Annotated in this window: 22 protein-coding genes; 14 read left to right on the top strand and 8 right to left on the bottom strand. The window is 43.3% G+C overall.

Features of this window, described 5'->3' with window-relative positions:
• The first annotated feature begins 81 nt into the window (after positions 1 to 81).
• Both ACLOAU_RS22895 and ACLOAU_RS22900 read left to right on the top strand, forming a co-directional pair.
• Entirely contained in the window at positions 82 to 1,452 is a 1,371-nt protein-coding gene (locus ACLOAU_RS22895) for a flavin monoamine oxidase family protein (RefSeq protein WP_427864235.1), read from the top strand.
• Between the two features lie 129 nt (positions 1,453 to 1,581).
• The gene (locus ACLOAU_RS22900; protein WP_427864236.1) at positions 1,582 to 3,633 is read left to right on the top strand and encodes a beta-N-acetylhexosaminidase; all 2,052 of its coding nucleotides are present in this window, start codon (positions 1,582 to 1,584) and stop codon (positions 3,631 to 3,633) included.
• Positions 3,634 to 3,645: 12 nt separating this feature from the next.
• On the opposite strand, the gene ACLOAU_RS22905 is transcribed toward ACLOAU_RS22900, so the two are convergent.
• From ACLOAU_RS22905 to ACLOAU_RS22915, 3 genes are all read right to left on the bottom strand, one after another.
• On the bottom strand, positions 3,646 to 3,816 hold the full coding sequence (locus tag ACLOAU_RS22905; protein ID WP_427864237.1) for a hypothetical protein: 171 nt from the start codon (positions 3,814 to 3,816) through the stop codon (positions 3,646 to 3,648).
• A gap of 102 nt (positions 3,817 to 3,918) precedes the next feature.
• Positions 3,919 to 4,563: a ComEC/Rec2 family competence protein gene (locus ACLOAU_RS22910; protein ID WP_427864238.1), complete on the bottom strand. Its 645-nt coding sequence runs from the start codon at positions 4,561 to 4,563 to the stop codon at positions 3,919 to 3,921.
• Positions 4,564 to 4,590: 27 nt separating this feature from the next.
• Positions 4,591 to 5,178: an SH3 domain-containing protein gene (locus ACLOAU_RS22915; protein ID WP_427864239.1), complete on the bottom strand. Its 588-nt coding sequence runs from the start codon at positions 5,176 to 5,178 to the stop codon at positions 4,591 to 4,593.
• A gap of 487 nt (positions 5,179 to 5,665) precedes the next feature.
• Between ACLOAU_RS22915 and ACLOAU_RS22920 the strand changes: the two genes are divergently transcribed.
• Positions 5,666 to 7,906, top strand: a complete 2,241-nt coding sequence (locus ACLOAU_RS22920) for an ATP-binding cassette domain-containing protein (protein WP_427864240.1) — start codon at positions 5,666 to 5,668, stop codon at positions 7,904 to 7,906.
• Between the two features lie 15 nt (positions 7,907 to 7,921).
• Here ACLOAU_RS22920 and ACLOAU_RS22925 read toward each other — a convergent pair whose 3' ends face one another.
• Positions 7,922 to 8,263: a winged helix-turn-helix transcriptional regulator gene (locus ACLOAU_RS22925; protein WP_427864241.1), complete on the bottom strand. Its 342-nt coding sequence runs from the start codon at positions 8,261 to 8,263 to the stop codon at positions 7,922 to 7,924.
• A 75-nt stretch (positions 8,264 to 8,338) separates the two neighbouring features.
• Between ACLOAU_RS22925 and ACLOAU_RS22930 the strand changes: the two genes are divergently transcribed.
• A complete protein-coding gene (locus ACLOAU_RS22930) occupies positions 8,339 to 9,085 on the top strand; it encodes an SDR family oxidoreductase (protein ID WP_427864242.1) in 747 nt (248 codons plus the stop codon).
• 58 nt (positions 9,086 to 9,143) lie between these two features.
• Here the strand turns inward: ACLOAU_RS22930 and ACLOAU_RS22935 are convergent, their stop codons facing one another.
• The 4 genes from ACLOAU_RS22935 to ACLOAU_RS22950 all read right to left on the bottom strand — a co-directional run bounded on the left by ACLOAU_RS22935 (position 9,144) and on the right by ACLOAU_RS22950 (position 11,657).
• A complete protein-coding gene (locus ACLOAU_RS22935; RefSeq protein WP_427864243.1) occupies positions 9,144 to 9,557 on the bottom strand; it encodes an acyl-CoA thioesterase in 414 nt (137 codons plus the stop codon).
• A gap of 165 nt (positions 9,558 to 9,722) precedes the next feature.
• Entirely contained in the window at positions 9,723 to 10,166 is a 444-nt protein-coding gene (locus ACLOAU_RS22940; RefSeq protein WP_427864244.1) for an SWIB/MDM2 domain-containing protein, read from the bottom strand.
• Positions 10,167 to 10,279: 113 nt separating this feature from the next.
• Entirely contained in the window at positions 10,280 to 11,263 is a 984-nt protein-coding gene (locus tag ACLOAU_RS22945; protein WP_427864245.1) for a YihY/virulence factor BrkB family protein, read from the bottom strand.
• A gap of 181 nt (positions 11,264 to 11,444) precedes the next feature.
• Positions 11,445 to 11,657 carry a hypothetical protein gene (locus tag ACLOAU_RS22950; RefSeq protein ID WP_427864246.1) on the bottom strand — a complete coding sequence of 71 codons (213 nt, stop codon included), beginning with the start codon at positions 11,655 to 11,657 and terminating at the stop codon, positions 11,445 to 11,447.
• A 313-nt stretch (positions 11,658 to 11,970) separates the two neighbouring features.
• Here ACLOAU_RS22950 and ACLOAU_RS22955 point away from each other — a divergent pair, with 313 nt between their 5' ends.
• The 10 genes from ACLOAU_RS22955 (at position 11,971) to ACLOAU_RS23000 (ending at position 25,495) form a co-directional block, all read left to right on the top strand.
• The gene (locus ACLOAU_RS22955) at positions 11,971 to 12,306 is read left to right on the top strand and encodes a DUF3325 family protein (protein WP_427864247.1); all 336 of its coding nucleotides are present in this window, start codon (positions 11,971 to 11,973) and stop codon (positions 12,304 to 12,306) included.
• A 20-nt stretch (positions 12,307 to 12,326) separates the two neighbouring features.
• Complete coding sequence (locus ACLOAU_RS22960; RefSeq protein ID WP_427864248.1) at positions 12,327 to 12,578, top strand: hypothetical protein; 252 nt, start codon at positions 12,327 to 12,329, stop codon at positions 12,576 to 12,578.
• A gap of 21 nt (positions 12,579 to 12,599) precedes the next feature.
• Positions 12,600 to 14,189 (top strand): PepSY-associated TM helix domain-containing protein, encoded by a 1,590-nt coding sequence (locus tag ACLOAU_RS22965; protein WP_427864249.1) that lies wholly within the window; start codon positions 12,600 to 12,602, stop codon positions 14,187 to 14,189.
• 331 nt (positions 14,190 to 14,520) lie between these two features.
• Entirely contained in the window at positions 14,521 to 14,859 is a 339-nt protein-coding gene (locus tag ACLOAU_RS22970) for a hypothetical protein (protein WP_427864250.1), read from the top strand.
• A 1,144-nt stretch (positions 14,860 to 16,003) separates the two neighbouring features.
• Positions 16,004 to 17,125: a LacI family DNA-binding transcriptional regulator gene (locus tag ACLOAU_RS22975; RefSeq protein WP_427864251.1), complete on the top strand. Its 1,122-nt coding sequence runs from the start codon at positions 16,004 to 16,006 to the stop codon at positions 17,123 to 17,125.
• Positions 17,125 to 19,197: an alpha-galactosidase gene (locus ACLOAU_RS22980; RefSeq protein ID WP_427864252.1), complete on the top strand. Its 2,073-nt coding sequence runs from the start codon at positions 17,125 to 17,127 to the stop codon at positions 19,195 to 19,197. Before ACLOAU_RS22975 ends, ACLOAU_RS22980 begins: the two co-directional genes overlap by 1 nt.
• Before the next feature lie 11 nt (positions 19,198 to 19,208).
• Positions 19,209 to 21,209 (top strand): retaining alpha-galactosidase, encoded by a 2,001-nt coding sequence (locus tag ACLOAU_RS22985; protein ID WP_427864253.1) that lies wholly within the window; start codon positions 19,209 to 19,211, stop codon positions 21,207 to 21,209.
• A gap of 2 nt (positions 21,210 to 21,211) precedes the next feature.
• Positions 21,212 to 22,996 carry a glycoside hydrolase family 2 protein gene (locus ACLOAU_RS22990; RefSeq protein ID WP_427864254.1) on the top strand — a complete coding sequence of 595 codons (1,785 nt, stop codon included), beginning with the start codon at positions 21,212 to 21,214 and terminating at the stop codon, positions 22,994 to 22,996.
• A gap of 19 nt (positions 22,997 to 23,015) precedes the next feature.
• A complete protein-coding gene (locus ACLOAU_RS22995; RefSeq protein ID WP_427864255.1) occupies positions 23,016 to 24,278 on the top strand; it encodes an alpha/beta hydrolase family protein in 1,263 nt (420 codons plus the stop codon).
• Positions 24,279 to 24,283: 5 nt separating this feature from the next.
• A complete protein-coding gene (locus ACLOAU_RS23000) occupies positions 24,284 to 25,495 on the top strand; it encodes a glycoside hydrolase family 88 protein (RefSeq protein WP_427864256.1) in 1,212 nt (403 codons plus the stop codon).
• Positions 25,496 to 25,548: the final 53 nt, after the last annotated feature.

Below are 25,548 nucleotides of genomic sequence, written 5' to 3' on the forward strand. Positions count from 1 at the left end.
TTATCCTGCTATCCTGGCAATAACAGAAACCATCCCTAGAAATAGGGATAAAAAGGCAGTCTAAGTTGTTTCATTTTTGCAATGAAACTTTTTACCATGCAGTCACGCCGGAACTTCATTAAAAAATCTGCTTTACTTTCAGCCGGGATCATTGTTCAAAACCATGCAGGAGCTATTGCATCACTTGCAAAGAAACGGGTAGTTATATGTATAGGTGCAGGCCTTGCCGGTCTTTCCGCAGCGTACGCGTTGAAGCAAAAGGGATATGGGGTTATTGTATTGGAATCCAGGGACAGGATCGGAGGGCGCGTGTTTTCACATCCGGTATCCGACCAGCTCGTTATTGAATTAGGGGGCGAATGGATCGGTAATTCGCATAGCCGAATCAGGGAGCTATGTGGTATGTTTAAGCTGGATTTGGTCAATAACCAAATGAACACGCATCTTATTTATAAAGACGTTTACGCGCCTGCCGGAAGCTGGGGCTTCAGTGAAGCCTGGAATACAAAATGGAATCAGTTGTTGAAAGGCTATGCAGACTTAACTGATAAGGATAAGCAGCATCTCGATCAGTTTGATTGGTGGCGCTACCTGGTTAACAACGGCTGCGACGGCAAAGATCTTGAGATCAGGGAACTATTGGATAGTACTGATTTTGGCGAGAGTATCCGGCAGGTATCGGCTTTTGCTGCATTAGCTGAATATGCTGAAAGCAGCGAGAAGAACGAAATGGATTTGAAAATAAAAGGAGGTAACCAGCAATTGGCAATCCGTCTTGCAGATGCCATTGGCAGGGAGCATATCCTGTTGGGTTGCACGGTAAGCCAGATACAGCAAACGGACAAAGTTATAATTACCTGTACAAACGGAAAACAATTTACTGCTGATAAATTAATCTGTGCAGTACCGACTTTTGCATTGTCAAAAATTAACTGGAGTCCGCGTTTACCGCCCGAAAAATTACAGGCTATCAATGCCCTGCAATATGCGCGCATCAATAAGCATGCGGTGTTATTTGAGCGGCGGTTCTGGAAGGAAGAGGGATTTGACATGGTAACCGATCAGTTACCTCATTATTTTTATCACGCCACCAAAGAACAGCCTTGCCAGGAAGGCGTATTGATCTCTTATAGTATTGGCGATAAAGCGGCGGTGATAGCCAATCAAAGTGATTTTGTCAATGCGCGTATGATTACTGAAACGATGCAACCTCTTGCGAAAGATATAGCTTCCCTGATGCGGAAGCAGGTGAATTACTACTGGGGTAATGATGCGGTTTCGAGGGGAGCCTATGCTTTGTACGGACCTGGACAATGGTTTTCTTTACGTCCCGTCTTAAGTCGCCCGTTCAGGCATGTCCATTTTGCCGGGGAGCACCTGGCCGACTGGCAAGGGTTCATGGAAGGTGCTATTAACACCGGCGAAGAAGCAGCTTTACAAATTATGGGGTGAAGGAGGCTATGTACAGTCATTTCTGCGGCTTGCTTTTGAAGCAATGGCAGCAGTGATGTTTTTTTGTGCAAACCGTTGCACATCTTTTACAATAGGAGAAGGGCTAATTTGCGGCAACAGCTTTTTATTATGGCCAGACTCTTTATGTTACTATACCCCAAAACGGTTGTTTTATTGGCAATGATGTTTGCCGGCGTAAATCTTATGTATGCACAGGATAATACCATTTCGATTATACCTCAGCCTGCTTCCATACAAAAAGGTACCGGCGGGTTCCTGATAGGACCGGCTACCACAATATTTTACAATAAGGCAGCCACGGAAACCGCGTCTTTGTTAGCAGAGCTCCTGCGAAAACCTACCGGCTATCAATTGCCTTTAAAGTTAACTACTTCACATAATGGAAAGCACGGAATTTATTTACTCATCAATAGCCGGTTTGAAGACAGCACTTCCGGGGCCTACAGTTTAGATGTCACTTCTAAAGCAATCATAGTCCAGGCAAAGAATCATATCGGATTGTTTTATGCTATTCAGTCCCTGCGCCAGCTACTACCACCGGCCATCGAAAATAATATGGTTCAGGGCAATACACAATGGATAGTGCCTGCATTAATTGTCAGGGATGCGCCCTTTTATCAATGGCGGGGATATATGCAGGATGTAAGCCGCACATTTTATGGAGTAGAGATTATGAAGAAGTATATGGATGTTATGGCTTTGTATAAAATGAACATCCTCCATTTGCATCTGACAGATGACCAGGGATGGCGTATGGAAATAAAAAAATATCCTGAGCTAACTTCTACCAAAACTACTGTATTTGATGCCAGGCACGGCCAGCCGGCCGAACGGAGCGGGTATTATACACAGACAGATATAAAAGAGCTGGTGAACTATGCAGCAAAGCGACATATAACCATCGTGCCTGAAATAGATGTACCAGGGCATTGCTGGCCAGTGATCCTCACGCATCCTGAGCTCGGCGTTAATAAAACCACAAAGCCCGACTACGTATTTCCTTTTCTCGATTCCTGGAGTTATTGGGGCTTCCAGTTTACACCGAATCCCCTGGACCCTACCAGGGAAGAGGTTTATACTTTCCTGGACAATGTTTTTAAGGAAGTGGCCGCGCTGTTTCCTTCTTCCTATATTCATTTTGGAGGTGACGAAGTGGTGCACCGGCTTTGGGAGAATGAACCACATGTAAAGGCATTTATGAAAGATAAGGGCATGGAGAAAGTAGAAGAGCTGCAAAGCTATTTTGTACAACGGGTAAGCGATATAATTGTGAAAAAAGGCAAGCGCCCTATTGGATGGAATGATATATTGGCAGACGCGGACCGTCTTCCCAAATCTACTGTTATCATGTCCTGGCTGGGGAGCAAGGCAGTAACCAAAGCTGCACAAAACCAGTTTTATACGATTGCGACTCCGTCCGGGCCGCTTTACTTTGATATACAGCAATCCTCGCGTCATGACGGTACAATGGCTGATCTGAATTACCAGGGACCTAATACCATTGAGGCCGTTTATAATTACGATCCTGCAAAGGGTCTTACAGAACAGGAAAAAAAATACATATTAGGTGTACAGGCCAATATGTGGCCAGCAGTACCACAGGAAGTAAAAGATATCAACGTGCAGAATTTTCCCCGTTTGCTGGCCGTGTCAGAAATTGGCTGGGTAGCGCCTGAAACAAAATCGCTTGCTGTTTTCCTGAACAAAGTGCAGGATCATTTGCCACGACTCGACGCCTTAAAAATGGATTACTTTAAACCTGGCGGTTATGTAGCAGGTACCTGGTCGCCAAAACAGCTGGATACCAGTTTTACGTTGATGAAATGGGAAGTGACACCCAGGGTATATGCTAATGGCAGGGTTACAGCTGGTTTTTTTTATACCGAAGGAGCCTCTTTTCTTAAAGTTAAGAATGTAAAACTGCTGGAGAATGAAACGGTAATTGCCGAAGATAGGCATGAATCACTGGCAGATAAATTCAGGGGTATCCCTTATAAAAAAAATATGTTCTTATATCATTTGAAAGTAGATCAATACAAACCCCGGGCACGCTATTTCCTTGTAGCAGATGTTGCCGGTGCCGGCGGCTCCGATTCCAAAGGGAATGTTACATTTAATCTCAGTCCATATCAGCCCTTTAAGTATACAGGGAGGTATTGACAGAGGCATGGCTTAATCTTTCTTTTTATGGCTCCACTTGGTTTGCATATTTTCGTAAGCCTTTTTGCTGATCGTAGAATCTGCCTTACTTCTGCTCACACCTTTTTCTTTGCGGGCGTTAATATTATTCACCAGCGAATTTTTAACGCCTAACTTGTTGGTTTTTGTTTTAGAGCTTGCCATAGTTTTCTAAATGAATAAACAAATAGCATGCCCCGAAATAGTATCCCCAGGCGCAGGCGCCGCCCTGAAAAAATGGTATTGGTTTAAGGAACTGGTAAAAGGCTAGATGATCTCATAGGCATCCCAAAGATCTGCATCGTTTTTTCGTTCCTTCATCTGGCTCATGAAAATATCCGAACCGTTGCATCGCAGGTCGATCATACCAAATAATATCTTGTTACTGCTGATGTCGGTAGACCGGGCCAGTTCGGTGGAATATACCAGTGGCCGCTTACTTTTGGAATATTTGCCGGCACAGCCTATAGCGTCAGCTCGTGGATGACTATATCCTTCATTATCGCCCGATGAAATGACAGTAGCATAAGGATTGATCAATTGCATGAATTTTTCAGTAAAGTCGGACGCGCCATGGTGGCATGATTTAGCCACATCTACTTCAAACGGGTTGTTGTTGCCGTATTGGGTTATCAGGTATTCCTGCGAAAGAGTATTGAGATCACCCCCTAATAAAACGGTTCTGGCGCCAAAACGAAGCTTAATCACCAGGCTATGCCCGTTAATGGTTTTACCGTCATCTTTCCAATATATAAAGCCTTTTCCACCAGGTACGCTTTCCATAAAAGGTGCAAGTACCTCCATGTTAAAGGGTTGTCCTTCGATTGTTGTGTTCAGGATAAAAGTACCCTGCTCATATCTTTGGGTGTTGGTGATTCTGCCTTCGCTACGCGCTTTTTGTAAAGCTTGCATAAAGTTAGAAATATCCCTGTTAAAAGGCTACGGGTCAGTGGTATTGAGTAAGTCGTCGAACACGTGGGTGAGTATTGTTTTTCCCGAATGTTTAATGGTGTCGCCCAGCCCTGTGCTGTAGGGATTGTTTTTTGTTGCAAATTTCAATATGCCCGGGTGAATCAGTGTACCAAAGCTGAAGTTGACATCTTCCAGTATTCTGATAACACCCTTATAGTGATCGGTATCAAAATGGCTGATGATTACATAATCTATATGGATTTTTTTATTATTGTCCAGCAGATACTTAAACTGCCATTTCGTTAAATAGCTATACATACTATTGTCCGGGCCTGCGTCAATCAGTATCCTGTATTTGCCTATTTCGATCAGCACCCCATCTCCCTGGCCTACATCGAGGAAGAAGATCTTAAGCCCCATATTACCTGTGAGATTGTCTGAGTGCATCCAGCCATCAGGACCTGCCGTGGCAACCCGGTACCAGTTGCCCTGCTGCTCCAGTATGGTTACATAAGTACCCATCAATATTTTGTTGATGATCTTTTTACCTTTATTATTCACCACCGATTCATATATCGGCGCCGCATTTTTGGCTGCGTATTTAAAGGAGCTCATGTCGAATTGGTTTAGTTACCATAAAGCTAGTTATTTGCATGTTGCCGGGTAGATGTGATGAATACCTAATTTAGGTGGTAGGCTTTTAATTGGAGAGATGCATGGCTATATAAGTGAAGCTAATTTTCTTGAGAAAACTAATGGGAAATGAGATCAATGACCTAAGAAAAAGTAAATAATGCCGTAGGCACTACCTCTTTATAGATGTATTGCATAAGGAATTAACGTCTATGCCGCGTATCGGCTACCCATTGATCTCGCTGAATGCCGCTTTGTTCATCTTTCCCATCAGGAAAAATAAATGGTTCCATTAGCCGTATAGTTACAGGGATTCTGCTTCGGCTAAACACCGCACCGCAACTACGCTGCACAACGGTGGTATATTGCTTTTATTTTGAAAACAAAAATTCCGCCCCGGTCAATAAAATACCCTATTTTGCATGCCCCTTTTTTTACTCTAAACGAATCATCAACGAAAAGCTGACAAATGGATAAAGGATTTATACATATAAGAGGCGCCCGGGAAAATAACCTCCGGAATATATCTCTAAGTATACCTAAACAGAAGATTACAATTTTTACAGGAGTTTCAGGTTCTGGAAAGTCCTCCATTGTCTTTGATACCATTGCGTCAGAAGCACAGCGCCAGCTATATGAGAACTTCACCATGTTTGTACGTAATTTCCTGCCGCGGTATGCGCCACCACATGCAGATGCCATTGAGAATTTAAGTATGCCGATTGTAGTAGACCAGAAACGGTTAGGAGGAGGGTCTCATTCAACCGTTGGTACTATTACGGATATTGCTCCTGTATTGCGGTTATTGTACTCCAGGGTGGGAAAGCCTTTCGTTGGTAACTCAAATGTATTTTCTTTTAATGACCCGGAGGGAATGTGCCCGGAATGTAGCGGCCTCGGCAAAAAGATGGGCGTAAAGGCAGACTCCTTTTTGGATAAAGACAAATCTTTGAACGAAGGCGCAGTGCAGGTGCCCGTGTTTGCCGCCTGGGAAAATGCGATGTACCAGGGATCAGGTTTGTTTGACAATGATAAGAAGCTGCGTGATTATTCTGCTGAAGAAATGGACTTGTTGTTGTATAGCAAACTCCTTAAAGTTAAAATGGCTTTTGGTGGCGGTGAAATGAATGTGACTTACCAGGGCGTTATTGAAAAATTCACCAAAGCTTTTATTAAGCGCGATCTTAAAACAATGTCGGAGCGCACCCAGAAAAAAGTTGCACCCTTTATCGGGTTGCAGGAATGCCCGCTTTGTAAAGGCGCCCGGTTGAACCAGGCTGTATTGAACTGCAGAATTGGAGGAAAGAATATAGCCGAATTAGCTGCTTTGGAAGTGATGGAGTTGATCAGTATTCTAAAAGATATTGACGAGCCGCTTGCCGCCCCAATGCTGCAAACTTTAACGGAAAGGTTACAGCACCTGGTAGATATAGGACTGGATTACCTGAGTCTTGACCGGGAAACCAGCACACTTTCGGGCGGAGAATCGCAGCGTATTAAAATGGTAAAGCACCTGAGTAGTAGCCTGGTAGATGTAATGTATATTTTTGATGAACCCAGCGTAGGATTGCATCCCAGGGATGTGCACCGGCTTACCGATCTGCTGAAGAAGTTAAGGGATAAGGGCAATACGGTAATAGTGGTAGAGCATGATCCTGATGTTATAAAAGTGGCTGATCATATTGTAGATGTAGGCCCACATGCAGGTAAACGGGGCGGAATTATTATGTTTGAAGGTAGCTTTGAAGGATTGCTGAACTCAGGTACACTAACAGGTCAATATATGACCCGGGACGCTGTTATCAAAAAAGAGGTTCGCACCGCTACAGGCTCCTTACCCGTTATTAACGCTCATGCCAATAATCTCCATCATGTAAATGTAAGTATTCCGGCAGGCGTGCTCACGGTGGTTACCGGTGTAGCGGGGTCAGGAAAAAGTTCTCTCATCCATCATGCTTTCCTGCAGCAATATCCCGATGCTATAGTAATTAATCAATCGGCAGTGGGCACGTCTACCCGTTCTAATCCCGCTACTTATACCGGTATCATGGATGATGTTCGTAAAGTATTTGCTTCAGCCAACCAGGTGAGCGCCTCTTTGTTCAGCTTTAATTCGGACGGAGCCTGCGATAATTGCCAGGGTGCCGGTGTAGTTTATACCGACCTTGCTTTCCTGGACGGAATTAAGATACCTTGCGAAATCTGCCAGGGTCGCCGTTTTAAGGAGGCGGTGTTAGCCTATACGGTTGATGGTAAATCGATAGCCGATGTGCTGGATATGACTATAAGAGAAGCATCGGGCTTCTTTCAGCAAAAAGAAATCCAAAAAAAGCTAAAGGCGCTGTTGGATGTAGGCTTGGAGTACCTGAGTCTTGGCCAGCCTTTAAGTACGTTGTCGGGTGGGGAATGCCAGCGCATCAAGCTGGCCAGTGAGCTACATAAAAAAGGAAGCGTTTATGTGATGGATGAACCCACAACAGGCCTGCACATGTCAGATATTGAACACCTGCTGGCGATTATGAACCGGTTGGTAGATGCAGGTAATACGGTGATTGTTATCGAACATAATGTAAGCGTTATTAGAAATGCCGATTGGATTATTGATATGGGACCTGAAGGCGGGCATAAAGGCGGACGGGTAATATTTGAAGGAACACCGGGAGCTTTGTTAAAGGCAGAGGGATCTCTAACCAGCCAGTATATCCGGTAAGCATATTTAACCTCATCAGGATTTCCGCAAAATTGTTTTACGATGCTTTCTGCCCCAATTGATCATAGACTGGATGATCTCTCCAAAAGTACGGCAGTAAGCTGTGGGTTCATATGCTACCAGCACCGGGGTGTCGGCGTAAACCGTTCTTTTTACCAGCTTGTTCAGCTCCATGTCTTTCAGCTCCTTCGATAGCATGCGCGTTGTAATACCTGGTATACTGCGTTCTATTTCACGAAAGCGCCTATTGCCATTGCACAGCGAATTAATAACGGGTATGCGCCATTTACCCCCGATAAAATAAAGGGTGTCTTGCAACGCTTTTAATTCTTCTTCCTGGTTCCTGGTAATTGCCATAATATAACTGGTATACTCTGTGATACTGGTTACAAAAGTATACCATATAGCCGATAGCTTTGTAAAAATTATATAATGAATAAAGCATTAAAAAACAAAGTAGCGGTAATTACAGGTGGCAACAGCGGTATCGGCCTGGCTGCGGCTAAAGAATTGGTTGCTCAGGAAGCAACCGTATTGATTACCGGAAGGCGAAAGGAGGCAATCGAAAAAGCAGCCGCTGAAACAGGCACCATTCCTTTTGTAGCCGATCAGGCTAGCTTGGAGGATATTGAAAAATTGAAGGAGGAATTGCAGGTACGATTTGGCAAAATCGATATACTCTTTATTAATGCGGGCATCACCGGCGGTTTCGCATCGATAGCAGATGCTTCTGTAGAAAATTTTGACCTGGTAATGAATATCAATTTCAGAGGCGCCTACTTTACATTGAGTAAATTAATACCACTGCTGAATGAGGGGGCTTCGGTAGTGATCCTGTCCTCCATTGTAGCATCCACCCACAGCCCTAATAGTTCGGTTTACCAGGCCAGCAAAGCGGCACTCAACTCCATAGCTAAAACAGCGGCTGCAGAATTGGCTCATAAAAACATCCGGGTGAATATTATAAGTCCTGGCCCCCATACAACAGAAGTGATGAAAAAAGCAGGATTAGACGTAGCAACGCTGGAGCAGATCAATGCACAACTGGTAAATAAAATTCCATTGAAAAAAATGGGTGATCCTGCAGATATAGCAAAGCTGGTTGCCTACCTTTCCGGACCTGAAGCTGTTTTTATTACCGGTTCCGAAATGGTTGTTGACGGTGGAATGACGCTGTAATCAACAGCATTTTGACAGCAACGAATTATTGATGCCGGTTGCGATCCGGGAAAGATATCTAAATGATCTTTATGGGTTTATGGTGGTCGTTAATAGCCACCAAAGTAAAAAGGCCAGTTACAGCCTTCTCCCTGCCTGCTTCCAGCATTTTTTCAAGAAAGATGTCTACCCGGATACGCAGGCTTGTATTACCAACCTGTTCTACATGGCCTATCACTTCAATTAAAGATGCAGCGGGAATAGGGCGGATGAACGTTACCTGGTCACAGCTTTTAATAACAAAGCTTTTCCTGGCAAAACGCGTGGCCGTCATAAAAGCAGTTTCCGTCATCAGCAGCAGTATCTTGCCACCAAACATCGTGTTATGGTGGTTGGTACTATCGGGAAAAACGGTTTTAAAAACGTGGGTTTCAGACTGTGCTATCTTTTCTTCCAGGCTCATACTAAGTAGATTAGCCTGCAAAATAGCCATTTTGTAGCGTTAGCCGGATTATATTGAAGTGTAACGGTACTTGGCAAAAATAGATACCGGTGGTTGATGATGGGCAAAACAATATTGTATAGTACTTTGCCTACATAAATATCAGTAAGGAGACCCGAGATCTCCTTACTGGTTATTTTCTATCAGTATTGAACCTTATTTGCTTACGTTGCTGCTTACAATCTTAGCCAGGTCGAACATAGAAACCTGGGACTGCCCGCCAAATAAAGCTTTCAGCTTATCATCAGCATTGATCATACGTTTGTTAACCGTATCCTGCAGCCCTTGTTTTTTAATATAAGCCCATACTTTTTTAATAATATCGGGTCTTGATGCTGGTTTGTTCCCAATTACAGCAGCCAGTACAGCACTAGGTGTTAGTGGCACTAATAATGCAGGATTGATTTTTCTTTTCTTTTTAGCCGCCGCTTTTTTAGGAGCAGCCTTTGGAGCTGCTTTTTTAGCTGCTGCCTTTTTGGGAGCAGCTGCTGGTTTTGCTGCCGCTTGTTTTTTTGCTGGAGCCGCTTTCTTAGGGGCTGCTTTTGCCGGAGCGGACTTTTTAGCTGCCGCCTTCTTCACGGCCGCTTTTTTTGTTGCCATATCAGAGTTTTATGTTGAATGATAAATGGGTTAACCTACTAAAGTTATGAAGAAATTAAATGCACAAACATAATGTTGATATAATATTTATGAAACTATTTAATTTGCCATTATCAGGCAGGAGATTCTTTTTCCTGCTCCTTCTGTTGAATGGTCTTTCTGCCGGTTTCAACTTCTACTTCTTTGGTGGTAACCGCGTAATCATTAGGGTGTATATCGTCGCCGTATGCTACCGCATAAGCTTTGGTAAACTCAGCGCCCAGGTAGAGGATGATGGATGAATAGTAGATCCATACAATAAGCACAACCAGCGATCCCGCTGCGCCATAAGTGCTGCCTACCTGGGTTTGAGATATATAAATAGAAATACCAAATTTACCCAGAATAAATAAAATGGCTGTAACTATTGCCCCTGCCAGTACATCGCGCCAGCGGATCTTTGCATCCGGCAATACTTTAAATATAACGGCGAATATAACGGCACTGATTACCAGGGTGAGAACGAGGTTGATAACATAAAATACCACCACTGTAACATCCGGGTATCTTGCCTGCAGGGCACTGCTAATGCCTTCGATTATTCCCGATAACGTGAGCGATACCAGCAGCAGAAAACCCAGGCTGACAATAACAGAGAAAGAAAGGATCCGGTTTTGCAGCATTTTCAACCAGCCTTTTTTGGGTTTTGCCTTCAACCCCCAGATAGAATTAATCGAATCCTGTATCTCTCCGAATACGGTAGTTGCCCCTATCAAAAGTGTAACACCACCTATAATAGCTGCGATCCTGCTTTTACCCGCCAGTGAGGCATTTTTGATGATCTCCTGCAGCTGGATGGCTGTATCCTGACCTACAAATCCTTTCAAAACGTCAAATACTTCGCCTTCTACCGCTTCCTTTTTCAGAAAAAGCCCACAAAGTGAAATGATCATCACCAGCAGAGGTCCCATTGAAAATACGGTATAATAGGCAAGAGATCCGCTTAGTTTGGTGATCTTGTGTTCGGAAAAGCCCCTGAAGGTTTCTTTAAGCACCTTCCATATACCTTTCAGGGTAATGGGTTTTCTTTTACGCGCCGCTGCTGATAATGTTGTCATGCCAGGTAGATTTAGGGCTAATAATACAATTAACCTTCTAAGCAAGACTATGTATATTGATAGCTTAAAAGGCAGGAGTGTATAATAAAGAAGTATGCCAAACACCAAGGCAGGCTGAAGTGAAGTCTGTTGAAAGAATGATTTCTTATGGTAATAGAATGGCTAAAGCTAAGGTGAACGATCAATCCACGGGTTTATCTGCCGAATTAACCTGAGTAATCAAAATATGGCCTTCGTCATATTGAGTAAAAATGAAATCCTGCTTATTTAAAGATTTTTCTTCCATTACTTCATGAACAAGCGTTAAAAGAAGCGTACCCTGTTGTACAAGTTCATCGCTATTCGATAAACGCATGGTATGTAGCACCTCATCGTAGTTCAGTTGCTTTCTCATATATGACAGTTGGGGCAGTGTTCTATAAAGATACTAAAAACATCATTTCCAACGATCAGCAGATGAATGTTTAGATAAATGACAATAACTAAAAGCAATACCTCAATTATTGAAACGGAAGATGGCATTTTGTAAATAAAAGCAAGGTTTTAAACTTGTTAGCTATAGCGTCTACGAACTGGGGGCAGTCGCCAGGCAGGCTCGTTTTCAGGGTGCAACAGCAAAAGCGTGAAGAAATTCCGCATTTAGTAAACACCGGCGGTGCAGTCGCTGCTACTTTTGTACGCGATGATGATAATTTATCAATAAAGCTATGTACACTTTACTGGCCATTTGTTGTTTTTTAGGGTTCTTTCAGCAGTATAATACCTCTGCTAAAGCCAGACTTTCTAATGTAGGAGGTTATCAGGAGTGGCTTCAGTCTAATAAGAGGAGAGCCAGGTACACGGGACTCTTGTTGATGTTGCTAAGCCTGTTAGGACTCATAATAGCTGATGGCTGGATGCTGGGCCTGTTTACTTTTATATTGTTATTAATGGCAGGCGCCTGTTATATTATAGCATTGGCTCCTCTTGGATATGTCAAACTAAAACACATACTGCTTATTACTGTCCTGAGTTTATTGATCGAATTAATTGTATTGAAATAATGCCGGCAAATAAAAAATACATGAGCGCACCAGGTCAGCGGGTGCTGAAAATTACAGCTGCATTTATAGGCGGCTACCTGGTTACGCTGAGCTTTCACCAATTATTAATGCAGCTATTTGATGCAAAAACTATAGCCGTCACTGCTTTCTTTTCCACTTATCTTTTATGGTGTGCCCTGATGATCCTTTCCTTCCTTTCAAAGAACGGGTGGAAGGTCTGGCTTTGGTATATCCTGCTGACTCTTCTGTTTGCCCTGCCTGTTTTTTTATAAGTAGCTTAAAGTTTCCAGTGAATGAACAATCGCAATTATAATATTTACTTTCATACCCATACCATCAGCGGAATTATTATCAGCGCGATCCTGTTCGTAATTTTCTTTGCAGGATCATTCGCATTTTTTAAAAGCGAAATATCCAACTGGCAGAAAAATGTTTCCAATCCGGTTTCCTCGAGATATGAACTGGATTTTAATACTATTACTGATTCATTACATAAAGAATATGGGCTCTATGGTCGTAATCTTTCTTTCTACGTTTATCCTCACACCCCGCGTTTGGGTGTTTCTATATCTGAGTCAAAGGATACGACTAACAAAATCAAAGGCGGATTTTTTTATTATGATATTCAGAAGCATACAAAAGCCGATTATAAACAATCATACGACCTGGGAGAATTTTTATACCGGCTTCATTTCCTGGCGCAGCTCAACAGCATTGCCGATGTAGGTTTCCCACTGGGGTACTATATTGCAGGGTTGGTAGCCTTTATATTCCTGTTTGCATTGATCACCGGGCTGTTATTGCATTGGAATAAGATTGTTTCCAATTTTTACGTGTTCCGCCCATGGGAAAAACTGAAAACAGTGTGGACGGACTTGCATACGGCTCTGGGCGTGATCAGCTTTCCATTCCTGTTAATTTTTGCAGTAACCGGTAGTTTTTTCCTGGTTAGCTATCCTTTGTTTACGCAGCCAACCGCTCAGATACGGTTTGCAGGGAATGAAGATTCATTAAATACGGTACTTGGTTATAACCAACGAAACCCAGATTTTGTACATACACCTTTACAGGCAAAAGCGGATGTCAATTACTTTTTACAACAAACAGCGGCCAGGTGGGATCATACGCGGCTGTCGAGCCTGGAGTTAGTTAACTATGGCGATGCCTCAATGGAAGTTATCGTAAAGAATGCATTACCTGCCGATGAAAAGTTTGTAAGTAGTGGAGAGGTCGTATACAGTGCAACTTCTAAGCAAGCGTTGGAAAGTAAAGACCCGGGTCGTCCATCCGGCTATACCGATGTAGTGCAAAACCTGATCTATAACCTGCATTTTGGCAATTATGGAGGATACTTCGTCAAGATTCTATACTTTTTGTTAGGCATATGCGGATGCGTAGTCATCATATCCGGCGTATTGATCTGGCTCACCGCCCGTAATAAAAAGAATATCCCGGAAAAGAAAAAGCGGTTTAATGAATGGTTGACGCATATTTACCTAGCTGTAAGCCTCGGCATGTTCCCGGTTACTGCCGCCTCCTTTATCGCTGTTAAAATCCACCCCGGTGGAGGTATGGCCTTTATTTACCCGTTTTATTTTTGGAGCTGGCTGGCTGTGGCAGTTTTGCTAAGCATCCGTAAGAATAATTATAAGACCAATCGGGATTGTATGCTTTTAGGGGCAATTATCGGTTTGGCTATCCCGATTGTAAATGGTATTATAACCGGCAACTGGATATGGATAACTTATTCCAGGGGATATACAGATATTTTGTTGATTGACCTGTTCTGGACCTTTGTTTCAATAGTGGCATTTATTTGCTGGTGGTTGATTGTAAAAAAGGAAAACAACATCAAACACGGTGTAGTGATGAGTGATCAGTAGGTGGTGTCTGGTTGATGGATTTACCTGTGTTTTTTCGTTGAGTTTTTTTACAATCTCGTCCAGATCGGCATGGAAGCAACGATTATGTCTGGTATTTCTTTTAGATCAGTTCAAGGCGTCCATATCTATACCGGTTCAGAACATACCGGGAAATATGGAACCCAGCAGTAAATGAAAAGATGCCCGTATCAAACCAATTACCGGTTTCTCATAACAGACCGTCAAATACCCCGACTAGCCTGTTTCATGGCTTCCAGGTCGTAATAAAATAAGGGTGCTTTTTAATTTGCTTTGGCGCGGCATTTGCATATGTTATATCAGTAAAATTCAAATGATGAGAAGTGAAGTGGAAAAGGCTGATGTAAGGCTATTGCATCAGCTAAAAGATCAGAAAAGAAGATTTGTTATCCTGGCCCCTAATCAAAATCCAATCGCCCAGACCAATGAATCTGGCAAAACCGTATTAACCCTTAATTATTATGATGCGCTAATAACGGCACGTGCGCATAGCAATACTTTAAAAGGGAAGTATTCCTTTATATTTGACCTGGAAAATGCAAGCCATTTATATAAATTAGAACAGTTGCTGACGGGCGATTCTTTGTATGATGTCTATGTAGATGCGGATGTTTTTAGCCGGCGTACCCAACCAGTTGAATCTTTACGATAAAGGCAATTATTGATTGTTCAAACAAGTTTGATGAGGTTTGGTCCTTTAAAGTGGATTTTATATGCGTGCAACCGGAAATAAAATAATTTTTTTTTTGCTGAAAACAAGAAAATATGTATATTGGGTCTAGTAATTTAAGTTATTGATTTTTTGCTTTTTAGATGCCGAAGGAATTATTTAATCATGATTTTTTTAGTTGTTTGAAATGACGGGTTTTTCGCCCGTCATTTTTATTATACATATACATGCATGAAGGCTGTTGATTAACCTAGGTGGCAGGACTTTCTTTTTTTCTTTTCTATTTTCATACGTTCTCGAATACCTTCCTCTACTCCTGGTGTGGGTAAGGATTGATAAAAATTACCTTTTGTCGGTGGTATCGGGGGTATTATTTCAGCCTGGTATTTATGAACAATATTCCAGCCCGTGCGCATCATTCCCTTCAAAATTCATCTGCTGATCTATTTTTTATCAGGGCTTCTGCAGTTATCTTCTATGTGGATGCTGGGAACAAAGTCATGGTTCTTCTTCGCAGTAGGTGCATTAACCATTGTGATAACCACACTCAGCGGGCGCAGGCGATTTCCTAAACCATGATTAAAAGCATTTCTTATAAAAAAGAAGGCCGGGAACGCCTAACAATAGCCGAGGTCTAACCCCATCCTGATAGCACTACTGGCTACCATTAATCAAAGCATATGCTATCTGTTTCTGACTTTTTGTCGGGTAAGGGATTCTTCTTCCCGGTAACAATACGAGCATTCAGGAGCTGATTGTTTCGTTGCAACTCCTGCAGGGATCATTTTTCTGAAGAAGAAAAAAATCAGGTCTCCCCGGTTCAAATAAAAGCCAAGGCCGGGCAAGAGGGCAAGAACTACCTTTTTTGTACAAAAACTACCCAAAATCTGCGTACTGTACAAAACTATACCATTTTCGAATGAAACCCACCCGTTCCCGGTTCATGTCCATGCTACATTCGTTGTCAACGATACACCGCCTGTATGTCCGGGTATAATTCACTAAGTGGTGAATAAACAAAAGTTCAGAAAACGATCCATTTTAGATGGGCGTCGACAAATAGATGAACGATTCTTGACAAATTGGCGGAGCATAACCATTGCTGATAAACGTAAAACGATTGTATATGAAAGGTAATTCGATAACGATTGTAGATATTGCTAAAAAATTAAATATATCTAAGTCAACGGTTTCCCGTGCGTTAACCAACAATCCTAATGTTAATCCTGATACACGGCAGAAGGTATTGGCATTGGCCGACCAGCTGGCGTATCAGCCTAACATGTTATCGATTGGATTACGAACGAACAAAACCAAAACAATCGGGATTGTAGTGCCGGAGCTGATCTCATCTTTTTATCCAATGGTGATGGCTGGTGCACAGGAAGAAGCTGCCAGGCAGGGCTTTTCCCTACTGATGGCTTCCAGTAATGAAACTTACGCAACGGAGGTTTCCAACTCAAAGGTGATGCTGGCCAATTGCGTGGATGGTGTATTGGTATCCATTACTAAAGAAACTATCAACTATGATCACTGGATGACTTTTTATCGCAGGGGTATTCCTATTGTGTTTTTCGACCGGGTATGTGGAGAAATGATGGTTCCCAAAGTAGTGGTAAGCGATTATGAATCTTCATTTAACGCAGTGGCACACCTGATTGCTTCAGGCAGGAAACGCATTGCGCACCTGACGGGACCGGCCCAAATGCAGATCACGCAGAAAAGGTTGAATGGATACCGCGCTGCGCTCAATAAGCATGGTCTTGGGTATGATGAAGACCTGGTAGTTGATACTGATCTCAACCTGACTAATGTAAAAATGCAGGTGAAACACCTGGTGGAGCAAAAGCAGCCTGTTGATGCCATTTTCGCGGCTAATGACACCATCGCTATTGAAGCGATACAGGTGCTTAAAAAATTGAACAAAAGAGTACCGGAAGATATTGCGGTAGTGGGTTTTGGCGATCATTACGGATCAGGCTTTGCCGACCCCTCACTCACTACCATTGCAGTACCCAACCGGGAAATAGGCAAAACTGCGATGTCGCTGTTGTTCAGTTTAATGGATAAAGAGCCGGCTGCCTGGAAACCGATCACGCGTATTCTTGATGGGGAACTGGTAGTGAGGCAATCTACCATTAAACCAGAACCAATGGTATCCTATGTTTCTTCTTATCCGGGAGTATTCCAGATGAACAATATACATAACCGGGATTTTTCTGATGATAAAAAATTAAAGGCGATTTAATGAGGCTTTTCCTGAAAATAATTGGACTGGTGCTGGTGCCATTTGCAGCTTCATCTCAAAATGATTACTATAGCCGTTTAGAGAAGGATACCCTGGTAATAGGTAATGGATTGGTTGAAAGAAAGTTCACATGGAATAAAGGGAACCTGATCACCTATAGTCTTACCAACAAAAGCAATAAACATACCTGGTTGAATCAATCCAAATCACCGGATTTTTCAGTGTCGGGTAGCCAGGTTCCGGCCCGCAATAGCTCATTTACTTACACAGAAGTGGCCGAAAACTCTATCCGGACGGGATACCTGGAAGCTACTGTCGGCTTCGCAGTTGGAACTTTGGAAGTAAAGAGAGTTTTTCGCATTTATAAAGACTGCCCGGTTATAGCCTGCGATACTTATCTCAGGGGAAAGATGAATCAAACTTCAGATAGATCGGCCACCAGCCAGGGAGATCAGAAAAATATAGAGTTTGCCGCAGATATGCAATCCAGGCCGGTATCGGGTATATTGGATCAGTTGAAGCCAGGCGGCTTTCACTGGCAAACAAGAGTTGTAGAATTTTACGATATCACAGATTGGAACAATAACCTGGTTTTTGAAACGAATATCATCCCTTACCGGAAAAATTCATATAGGGGTAATCTTTTGTTCGCGCAGGATATGGAGGCGGATGCAGGATTTTTTTTACTGAAGGAAGCGCCTTCTTCAACAACACAACTGGCTTACCCCGGCAATGATTTTACTACGGAGTTCGGTCACTTTATGGTTACCGGACCAGGCTTAACACCTAAAGACATTAAAGAAGACGAATGGCGTAAAGCATACAGTGTTGTGACCGGCGTATATAATGGAGGAGAACTCAATCGGCTTACTGCCCTGCGTAGTTATCAAAAAAATATGCGGAAGCTGCTTCCGGGCCGTGATGAGATGGTAATGATGAATACCTGGGGCGACAGGAGCCAGGACTCCCGGGTGAATGAACAATTCAGTTTATGGGAGGTTGAGAGAGCGGCACAGCTGGGCATTACACATTTCCAGATAGATGATGGCTGGCAACAGGGAAAAAGCCCGAACTCAGCAGTAGCGAAAGGCTCTTTTGAAAATATCTGGAATAATCCTGATTACTGGACGCCAGACCCGGTGAAGTATCCTAATGGCCTGGGACCGGTAGTTGAAAAAGGAAAAAAGCTGGGTGTAGAGATCTGTCTATGGTTTAACCCCAGTGTACAAAATAATTATGCCGACTGGGAAAAAGATGCGCAGGCCCTAATTAAATTGTATCAAAGCTATGGTATACGTACTTTTAAAATAGACGGATTAGCAATACCTACCAAACAGGCAGAGATCAACCTTCGTAGATTGTTTGACCGCGTGCTGGAGGTAAGCAATAATAATGTGGTATTTAACCTGGACGCAACTGCCGGGCGCAGGAGTGGCTATCATTCTTTCAACGAGTATGGCAATATCTTCCTGGAAAACCGTTACACAGACTGGCAGAACTATTATCCCTACTGGACCTTGCGTAATCTCTGGTTATTGTCTAAATATGTGCCTGCAGAAAAATTACAAATCGAATTCCTGAATAAATGGCGTAATACCGGTAAATACGGAAAAGATATTTTTGCACCTGCTCATTATTCTTTTGAATACCTCTTCGCTATCACTATGGCTGCTCAACCGCTGGCCTGGTTTGAAGGGACCGGTTTGCCCACGGAGGCGTTGGATCTGGCTAAAGTGATCAAAGCTTATAAAAATATTCAGCACGATTTTCATAAAGGAACCATTCTGCCCATTGGAGATGAACCGTCAGGCCGATCATGGACGGGCTTTCAATCTATACATAAGGGTTATGGCTACCTGCTTGTTTTCCGGGAGAAAAATCCGCAACAACACGCAACAATAAAAACCTGGTTACCGGAAAATACGAGGTTGATTTGTACAAAAATATTAGGGAGTGGCCTGAACATAAACCAGGTTACCGGTCCCGGCGGCACATTGAAACTGCAGCTACAAAAGGAGAATGATTACGTTTTATATAAATACCAATTAGCCGGATCCGGCCATTCAAAATAGAAGATAAATTCATGCGATTTTTTTTACTAACGTTTTGCCTGTTGAGTAGCATCGCCCCGCTTGTTGCTCAACGAAATTTTAAGCTGCAATCACCCGATGGCAAGCTGTCTGTAAACATCCAGGTGGGAAAGCAGATTACGTATTCGGTGATTCATGAAAAAGACTTAGTGCTCAGCCCTTCACCGGTGGCTATGGAACTGGGGGATGGATCAGCGTTCGGGGTGGGCTCAACCTTCAAGAGAGCTCATACTACAACTTTAAACCAGGAGATCCGCACGGTCCTATATAAAAAAAGTACCATTACCGATCATTGTAAAGAATTGGTATTGGAATTTAAAGAAGGCTTTAACCTGGTGTTCAGGGCTTATAACGAGGGGGCTGCATATCGTTTTGTATCAACCCGGCAAGCTGGCTTTAAGGTGAAAAATGAACCGGTGGTTTTCAACTTCGCCAAAGATTATGATGTATGGGTACCTTATGTTAAGAGTAAAGCCAAAGATATAGAAGAGCAGTACTTTAATTCCTTTGAAAATACTTATACCTACACGTCTTTAAGCAAAATGAGCCAGAGCAGGCTGGCATTTACGCCACTGTTGTTGGCTTTGGATAATGGTAAAAAAGTTTGTATTGCAGAATCTGACCTGGAGAGCTACCCGGGTATGTACCTGATTAACCGCGATGGAACTACTTCTTTGCAGTCCGACTTTGCTTCTTATCCATTAACAACAGAACAGGGTGGTCATAACCAGTTACAGCAACTGGTTACATCAAGGGCGCCTTATATCGCGCAATGTAAAGGCGCAACAAATTTTCCATGGAGGATATTGATCGTATCAACCAGTGATAAGGAGTTGCTGGATAATGATATGGTCTATAAGCTGGCTGCTCCTTCACGCATTAATGATGGGGCGTGGATTAAACCAGGCAAAGTGGCCTGGGAGTGGTGGAATCACTGGGGCATTTCGGGCGTTGACTTTGAAGCAGGTGTTAATACACCTACCTATATGGCCTATATTGATTTTGCTGCTAAAAACGGGATTGAGTATGTAATACTGGATGAGGGTTGGGCAGTTAATCTGAAAGCAGACCTGATGCAGGTAGTGCCCGAGATCGACCTGGAGAAACTGGTTGCCTATGGAAAGCAAAAAAATGTGGGGATCATTTTATGGGCGGGTTATTATGCTTTTGACCGTGATATGGAAAAAGTATGTAAGCATTATTCTGAGATGGGGGTAAAAGGTTTTAAGATCGATTTTATGGACCGCGATGATCAGCCCATGGTAGACTTTCATTACCGTGCGGCCCTAACAGCAGCCCAATATAAACTGCTTGTAGACTTTCATGGCACGTATAAGCCAACCGGTTTAAATCGCACCTATCCTAATGTGATCAATTACGAAGCGGTGAACGGACTGGAACAAATGAAGTGGACCGGCCCTGAAATGGATATGGTAACTTATGATGTTACGATGCCTTTTATACGGATGGTGGCGGGTCCCGTAGATTATACCCAGGGTGCGATGCGCAATGCGACCAAAAGAACACATAGGGGTATTAACGACGAACCCATGAGCCAGGGCACCCGTTGCCGCCAGCTCGCTGAATATGTAGTGTTCGAATCTCCTTTAAATATGTTGTGCGACAGTCCTGATAACTATGAAAAGGAAGCTGAGTGTACTGCCTTTATTGCACATATCCCTACCGTATGGGATCGAACTATTAGCTTAGATGGAGCTATTGGGAAATACATTGCCATTGCGCGGCAAAAAGGAGATCAGTGGTATGTGGGAGGATTGACGAACTGGGAAGCGCGCAACATGGAAATTGATTTGTCTTTTTTGGGCGCCGGCGATTTTACCGCTGAAGTTTTCAGGGATGGCGTTAATGCCAACCGTATTGCATCTGATTATAAAAAGGAAATGATCAGCATTCCGTCTAGCCGGAAAATGATTCTGAAAATGGCGCAGGGTGGCGGATTTGCTTTAAAAATTTACAGGGAAAAAAATAAGTGAGCATGATCAGCAGAACTTTTATAACAACGGTTGTTGTCATTTGCATTGCTATAGGCAGCAGTAATGCACAGCAACTGATAGCAAATGTGTATGGACGCAATATACAATCGCTGAATGGGAAGTGGGACGCTATTGTAGATTTATACGATCAGGGGCGTAAAAACAAGATCTACCTTAACAAAAAACCAGAAGGGAGAACAGATTTTTATGAATATGCCTTTGAGAATGGGTTGAGGCTTAATGTACCGTCTGACTGGAATAGCCAATTACCGGAGCTAAAGTATTATGAAGGTACCGTATGGTATGCCAGGCGTTTTGATGCAGCTAAAATGCCGGGCGAACGCCTGTTCCTGTACTTTGGCGCGGTGAGCTATCGTTGCCGCATTTATTTAAACGGGCAGGAGATTGGCCGGCATGAGGGAGGGTTTACGCCATTTGACGTAGAAGTAACAAATGCCGTTAAGGCAGCTGGCAACTTCCTGGTAGTGGAAGCTAATAATACGCGTACTAAAGATGCAATGCCTGCAATGGCTTTTGATTGGTGGAATTATGGTGGTATTACCCGGGATGTTTTCCTGGTTAAAACACCGGCTGTTTTTATTGAAGATTATTTTGTACAGTTAAATAAATATAAGACGGACCAGGTAGATGCCCGCGTACAACTCTCAGAAACAGCAGCCAGTAAAAACATAGAGCTGACCATACCCGAACTGAACATCAAACAACGCCTGACTACTGATCAAAATGGAATGGCAGCGGTTTCGTTTAAAGTGAAGAACCTGGAACGCTGGTCTCCTGCAGCACCTAAATTATATAAAGTGATCATCAGTTCTGAAACTGACCAGGTAGAAGAATCCATAGGCTTTCGTAACCTGTATGTTAAAGGCGAAGATATCTACCTGAATGATCAACCGATATTCCTCAAGGCAACCAGTTTTCATGAAGAAATACCGCAGCGGCAGGGACGTGCTTTTTCTGAAGCAGATGCTGCGATGTTATTATCGGAGGCAAAAGCGCTGGGATGTAATATGATTCGCCTGGCACATTATCCGCAAAACGAACATACGGTTCGCCTGGCTGAAAAAATGGGTTTCCTGCTTTGGGAAGAAATACCGGTTTGGCAAGGCATTGATTTTGAAAATAAAGAAACACGTTTGAAAGCCGGTAACATGATCAGGGAAATGGTGACCCGCGATAAAAACCGCTGTGCGCTTGCCTTCTGGGGTGTAGCCAATGAAACCCAGCCTTCCGCATCGCGTAACGATTTTTTAAAATACCTGGTTCAGACTTGTAAAAGCATGGATACTTCCAGGCTGATCACCGCTGCATTCGATCTGGTTCGGTTTGATAAAGCGAAGCAACAGTTCGTTATGGACGACCCTTTTATAAAAGAACTGGATGTGGTTGCCGTTAATAAATATATGGGTTGGTATCATCAATGGCCGGTGAGTCCTGATAAAGCCATCTGGAATGTGGCCAAGGGACAACCCCTGATTATTTCTGAATTTGGTGGGGAAGCGCTGCTGGGGCAAACGGGCAATGCCGATATAGTAAGCTCCTGGAGCGAAGATTACCAGGCTACGCTATATCGTGATAACCAGGCTATGTTTAAAAACATACCGAACCTGCGTGGCACAGCACCATGGATATTATTCGACTTCCGGTCACCCTTTCGTTTTCATCCCACCAACCAGGATGGCTGGAACCGCAAGGGATTGGTTTCTGACCAGGGCATTCGCAAAAAAGCCTGGTACCTGATGAAGGCCTATTACGATAGCATTAAATAAATAAAAGAATACTGCATATATGAAAAGAATTATTGCCGGCGCCCTTTTCCTTTTGGGATATGGTATGCTTCATGCACAAAAACCTAATTACGACGAATCTAAAATGCCGCCCTATACTTTGCCCGACCCATTAAAAATGGAGAATGGACAAGCCGTTACCAGCACGAAGATGTGGAATGAAAAACGCCGGCCCGAGATCCTGCAGTTGTTTGAAACCCATGTATACGGTAAAGCGCCGGCTCATCCGGAAGACCTTCATTTTAAAGTGTTGAACGAAGACCGGTATGCGGTGGGCAATATGGCTACACGTAAAGAGGTGGCTGTTTATTTTACCAAAGACGAAACAAAGTTCATGACCGTATTAATGTATATACCTAATAAACGCAGGGGCGCGGTGCCTATGTTCTTTGGTTTGAATTTTAAAGGGAATCATTCGGTGAGCGAAGACCCGGGTATTTCCCAGTCTGTTATTCGTATGAAACCCGGGCCTGACGGTGTGGAAGGCCGCACGGGTGTGTTTAAAAGAGGGGCTGAATCTTCGCGCTGGCCTATTGAAATGTTAATTGCCAACGGCTATGCGGTAGCTACTGTATATCGCGGCGATATTGATCCCGACTATAACGATGGCTATAAAAATGGCGTGCAGCCTTTATTTTATAAAGAGGGTCAAACAAGACCAGCAGCTGATGAATGGGGTACGCTGGCTGCATGGGCCTGGGGCTTAAGCTGTGCAATGGATTATTTTAAAACGGATGCGGATATTGATAGTGAAAAGATAGCAGTAGTAGGCCATTCGCGTCACGGAAAAACGGCTTTGTGGACGGCCGCTATTGATCCTCGTTTTGCTATGGCTATTTCTAATGACTCGGGTTGTGGTGGTGCGGCACTTACCAAACGTACTTATGGAGAAACGGTTAGTATTGTGAATAATCTTTTCCCGCATTGGTTTTGCCACAATTTCAAAAAATATAATGACAAAGAAGAGTTGCTGCCTGTAGATCAGCACCAGCTGATCGCTTTAATGGCTCCGCGTCCTGTGTACATCGCCAGTGCGGTAGATGATAAATGGGCGGACCCTAAGGGAGAGTTTTTATCGGGCGTACATGCAGAACCGGTTTACAAATTATTTGGGTTGGATGGTTTAAATACCAGCGAAATGCCGCCGGTTGATCAGCCGATAAGAGCAGGTGCTATCGGCTATCATGTAAGAACCGGCGACCACGATATCAACCTGTACGATTGGCAGCAGTTTGTAAAGTTTGCAGATCAATTCTTTAAATAACAATAATGCTTTTAGAAATGATGAATGGTAAAGTTGCAGTAGCGATAATGTTGATGGCTTCTATAGTCCTGGGTAATCATACAAATGCCCAAAAACAAATACCCTTTAAAGTTATCGTGAATAAAGCGTTGATCGCTGCCGAAAAGCAGTCCCTGCTGATGGCAAAAAAGTATGAAGAACAGGAGGGAAGGCTGCCTCGTACATTTGAAAAGGATAAAGATGTGTCCTCTGATTCGCGCTGGTGGTGCAGCGGTTTCTTCCCCGGTGTTTTGTGGTACCTGTATGAAAATAACAGAAACGCCGAACTTTTAAAATATGCAAAGCTCTACACGGCCAGGGTGGAAAGAGAAAAATATACTACCGACAATCATGATGTGGGTTTTATGTTGTATTGCAGCTTTGGTAATGGGTTGAGGCTGACCGGAGACCCTTCGTATAATGAAGTATTATTGACCGGTGCAAAGTCTTTAGCCACCCGCTACAAACCGGAAGTAGGTTTGATCCGTTCCTGGGATCATAATAAAAAGCTATGGCAATATCCGGTTATTATTGACAATATTATGAACCTGGAATTGTTGCTATGGGCAAGCCGGTATTCGGGTGACCCGGTTTTTAAACGGATCTCTATCTCACACGCCGATAAAACAATTCAACATCATTTCCGCCCCAACTCCAGCTCTTACCATCTGGTGTCTTATGATACACTCAGCGGCCAACCGCATTTGAAACAAACGCACCAGGGTGCTGCTAATGAATCAGCATGGAGCCGGGGCCAGGCCTGGGGTTTATATGGCTATACCTACCTGTACCGTGAAACGAAGGAACAACGCTACCTGGAACAGGCGAAGAAAATAGCAACATTTATCATTGATCACCCTAGAATGCCGAAGGACTATATTCCTTACTGGGATTTTGATGCTCCTCAAATTCCCAATACGCCAAGAGATGCTTCTGCAGCGGCTTTGATAGCGGCCGCTTTAACGGAGTTGAGTGATTATGTAGGCGGGGCAGAGTCAAAAAAGTATAGGATGGTGGTGGAAACGCAGATCCGGACTTTGGCATCACCGGAGTATACTGCGGCTGTTGGTGAAAATGGTGATTTTATTTTAAAGCATAGTACAGGAGCTTATCCTATGCAATCGGAAGTGGATGTGCCATTGACTTATGCAGATTATTATTACCTGGAAGCACTAACCCGTTTAAAGAACAAAAAATAACTACAGCTTCATTAAAATCAAAAAAAATAAAAGGAATCAGTTTAAGCGTACAG

Source organism: Paraniabella aurantiaca, from assembly GCF_050309965.1.
GTDB lineage: Bacteria > Bacteroidota > Bacteroidia > Chitinophagales > Chitinophagaceae > Niabella.

What these genes read in the sequence shown, in the direction of transcription:
- ACLOAU_RS22905 (WP_427864237.1), bottom strand. Translation starts at nt 3,816, where the DNA reads ATGGCAAGCTCTAAAACAAAAACCAACAAGTTAGGCGTTAAAAATTCG.
- ACLOAU_RS22985 (WP_427864253.1), top strand. Translation starts at nt 19,209, where the DNA reads ATGCGATTTTTTTTACTAACGTTTTGCCTGTTGAGTAGCATCGCCCCG.
- ACLOAU_RS23000 (WP_427864256.1), top strand. Translation starts at nt 24,284, where the DNA reads ATGCTTTTAGAAATGATGAATGGTAAAGTTGCAGTAGCGATAATGTTG.
- ACLOAU_RS22895 (WP_427864235.1), top strand. Translation starts at nt 82, where the DNA reads ATGAAACTTTTTACCATGCAGTCACGCCGGAACTTCATTAAAAAATCT.
- ACLOAU_RS22960 (WP_427864248.1), top strand. Translation starts at nt 12,327, where the DNA reads ATGAGCGCACCAGGTCAGCGGGTGCTGAAAATTACAGCTGCATTTATA.
- ACLOAU_RS22950 (WP_427864246.1), bottom strand. Translation starts at nt 11,657, where the DNA reads ATGAGAAAGCAACTGAACTACGATGAGGTGCTACATACCATGCGTTTA.
- ACLOAU_RS22915 (WP_427864239.1), bottom strand. Translation starts at nt 5,178, where the DNA reads ATGAGCTCCTTTAAATACGCAGCCAAAAATGCGGCGCCGATATATGAA.
- ACLOAU_RS22935 (WP_427864243.1), bottom strand. Translation starts at nt 9,557, where the DNA reads ATGGCTATTTTGCAGGCTAATCTACTTAGTATGAGCCTGGAAGAAAAG.
- ACLOAU_RS22910 (WP_427864238.1), bottom strand. Translation starts at nt 4,563, where the DNA reads ATGCAAGCTTTACAAAAAGCGCGTAGCGAAGGCAGAATCACCAACACC.
- ACLOAU_RS22925 (WP_427864241.1), bottom strand. Translation starts at nt 8,263, where the DNA reads ATGGCAATTACCAGGAACCAGGAAGAAGAATTAAAAGCGTTGCAAGAC.
- ACLOAU_RS22940 (WP_427864244.1), bottom strand. Translation starts at nt 10,166, where the DNA reads ATGGCAACAAAAAAAGCGGCCGTGAAGAAGGCGGCAGCTAAAAAGTCC.
- ACLOAU_RS22920 (WP_427864240.1), top strand. Translation starts at nt 5,666, where the DNA reads ATGGATAAAGGATTTATACATATAAGAGGCGCCCGGGAAAATAACCTC.
- ACLOAU_RS22990 (WP_427864254.1), top strand. Translation starts at nt 21,212, where the DNA reads ATGATCAGCAGAACTTTTATAACAACGGTTGTTGTCATTTGCATTGCT.
- ACLOAU_RS22995 (WP_427864255.1), top strand. Translation starts at nt 23,016, where the DNA reads ATGAAAAGAATTATTGCCGGCGCCCTTTTCCTTTTGGGATATGGTATG.
- ACLOAU_RS22965 (WP_427864249.1), top strand. Translation starts at nt 12,600, where the DNA reads ATGAACAATCGCAATTATAATATTTACTTTCATACCCATACCATCAGC.
- ACLOAU_RS22930 (WP_427864242.1), top strand. Translation starts at nt 8,339, where the DNA reads ATGAATAAAGCATTAAAAAACAAAGTAGCGGTAATTACAGGTGGCAAC.
- ACLOAU_RS22955 (WP_427864247.1), top strand. Translation starts at nt 11,971, where the DNA reads ATGTACACTTTACTGGCCATTTGTTGTTTTTTAGGGTTCTTTCAGCAG.
- ACLOAU_RS22975 (WP_427864251.1), top strand. Translation starts at nt 16,004, where the DNA reads ATGAAAGGTAATTCGATAACGATTGTAGATATTGCTAAAAAATTAAAT.
- ACLOAU_RS22945 (WP_427864245.1), bottom strand. Translation starts at nt 11,263, where the DNA reads ATGACAACATTATCAGCAGCGGCGCGTAAAAGAAAACCCATTACCCTG.
- ACLOAU_RS22980 (WP_427864252.1), top strand. Translation starts at nt 17,125, where the DNA reads ATGAGGCTTTTCCTGAAAATAATTGGACTGGTGCTGGTGCCATTTGCA.
- ACLOAU_RS22900 (WP_427864236.1), top strand. Translation starts at nt 1,582, where the DNA reads ATGGCCAGACTCTTTATGTTACTATACCCCAAAACGGTTGTTTTATTG.
- ACLOAU_RS22970 (WP_427864250.1), top strand. Translation starts at nt 14,521, where the DNA reads ATGATGAGAAGTGAAGTGGAAAAGGCTGATGTAAGGCTATTGCATCAG.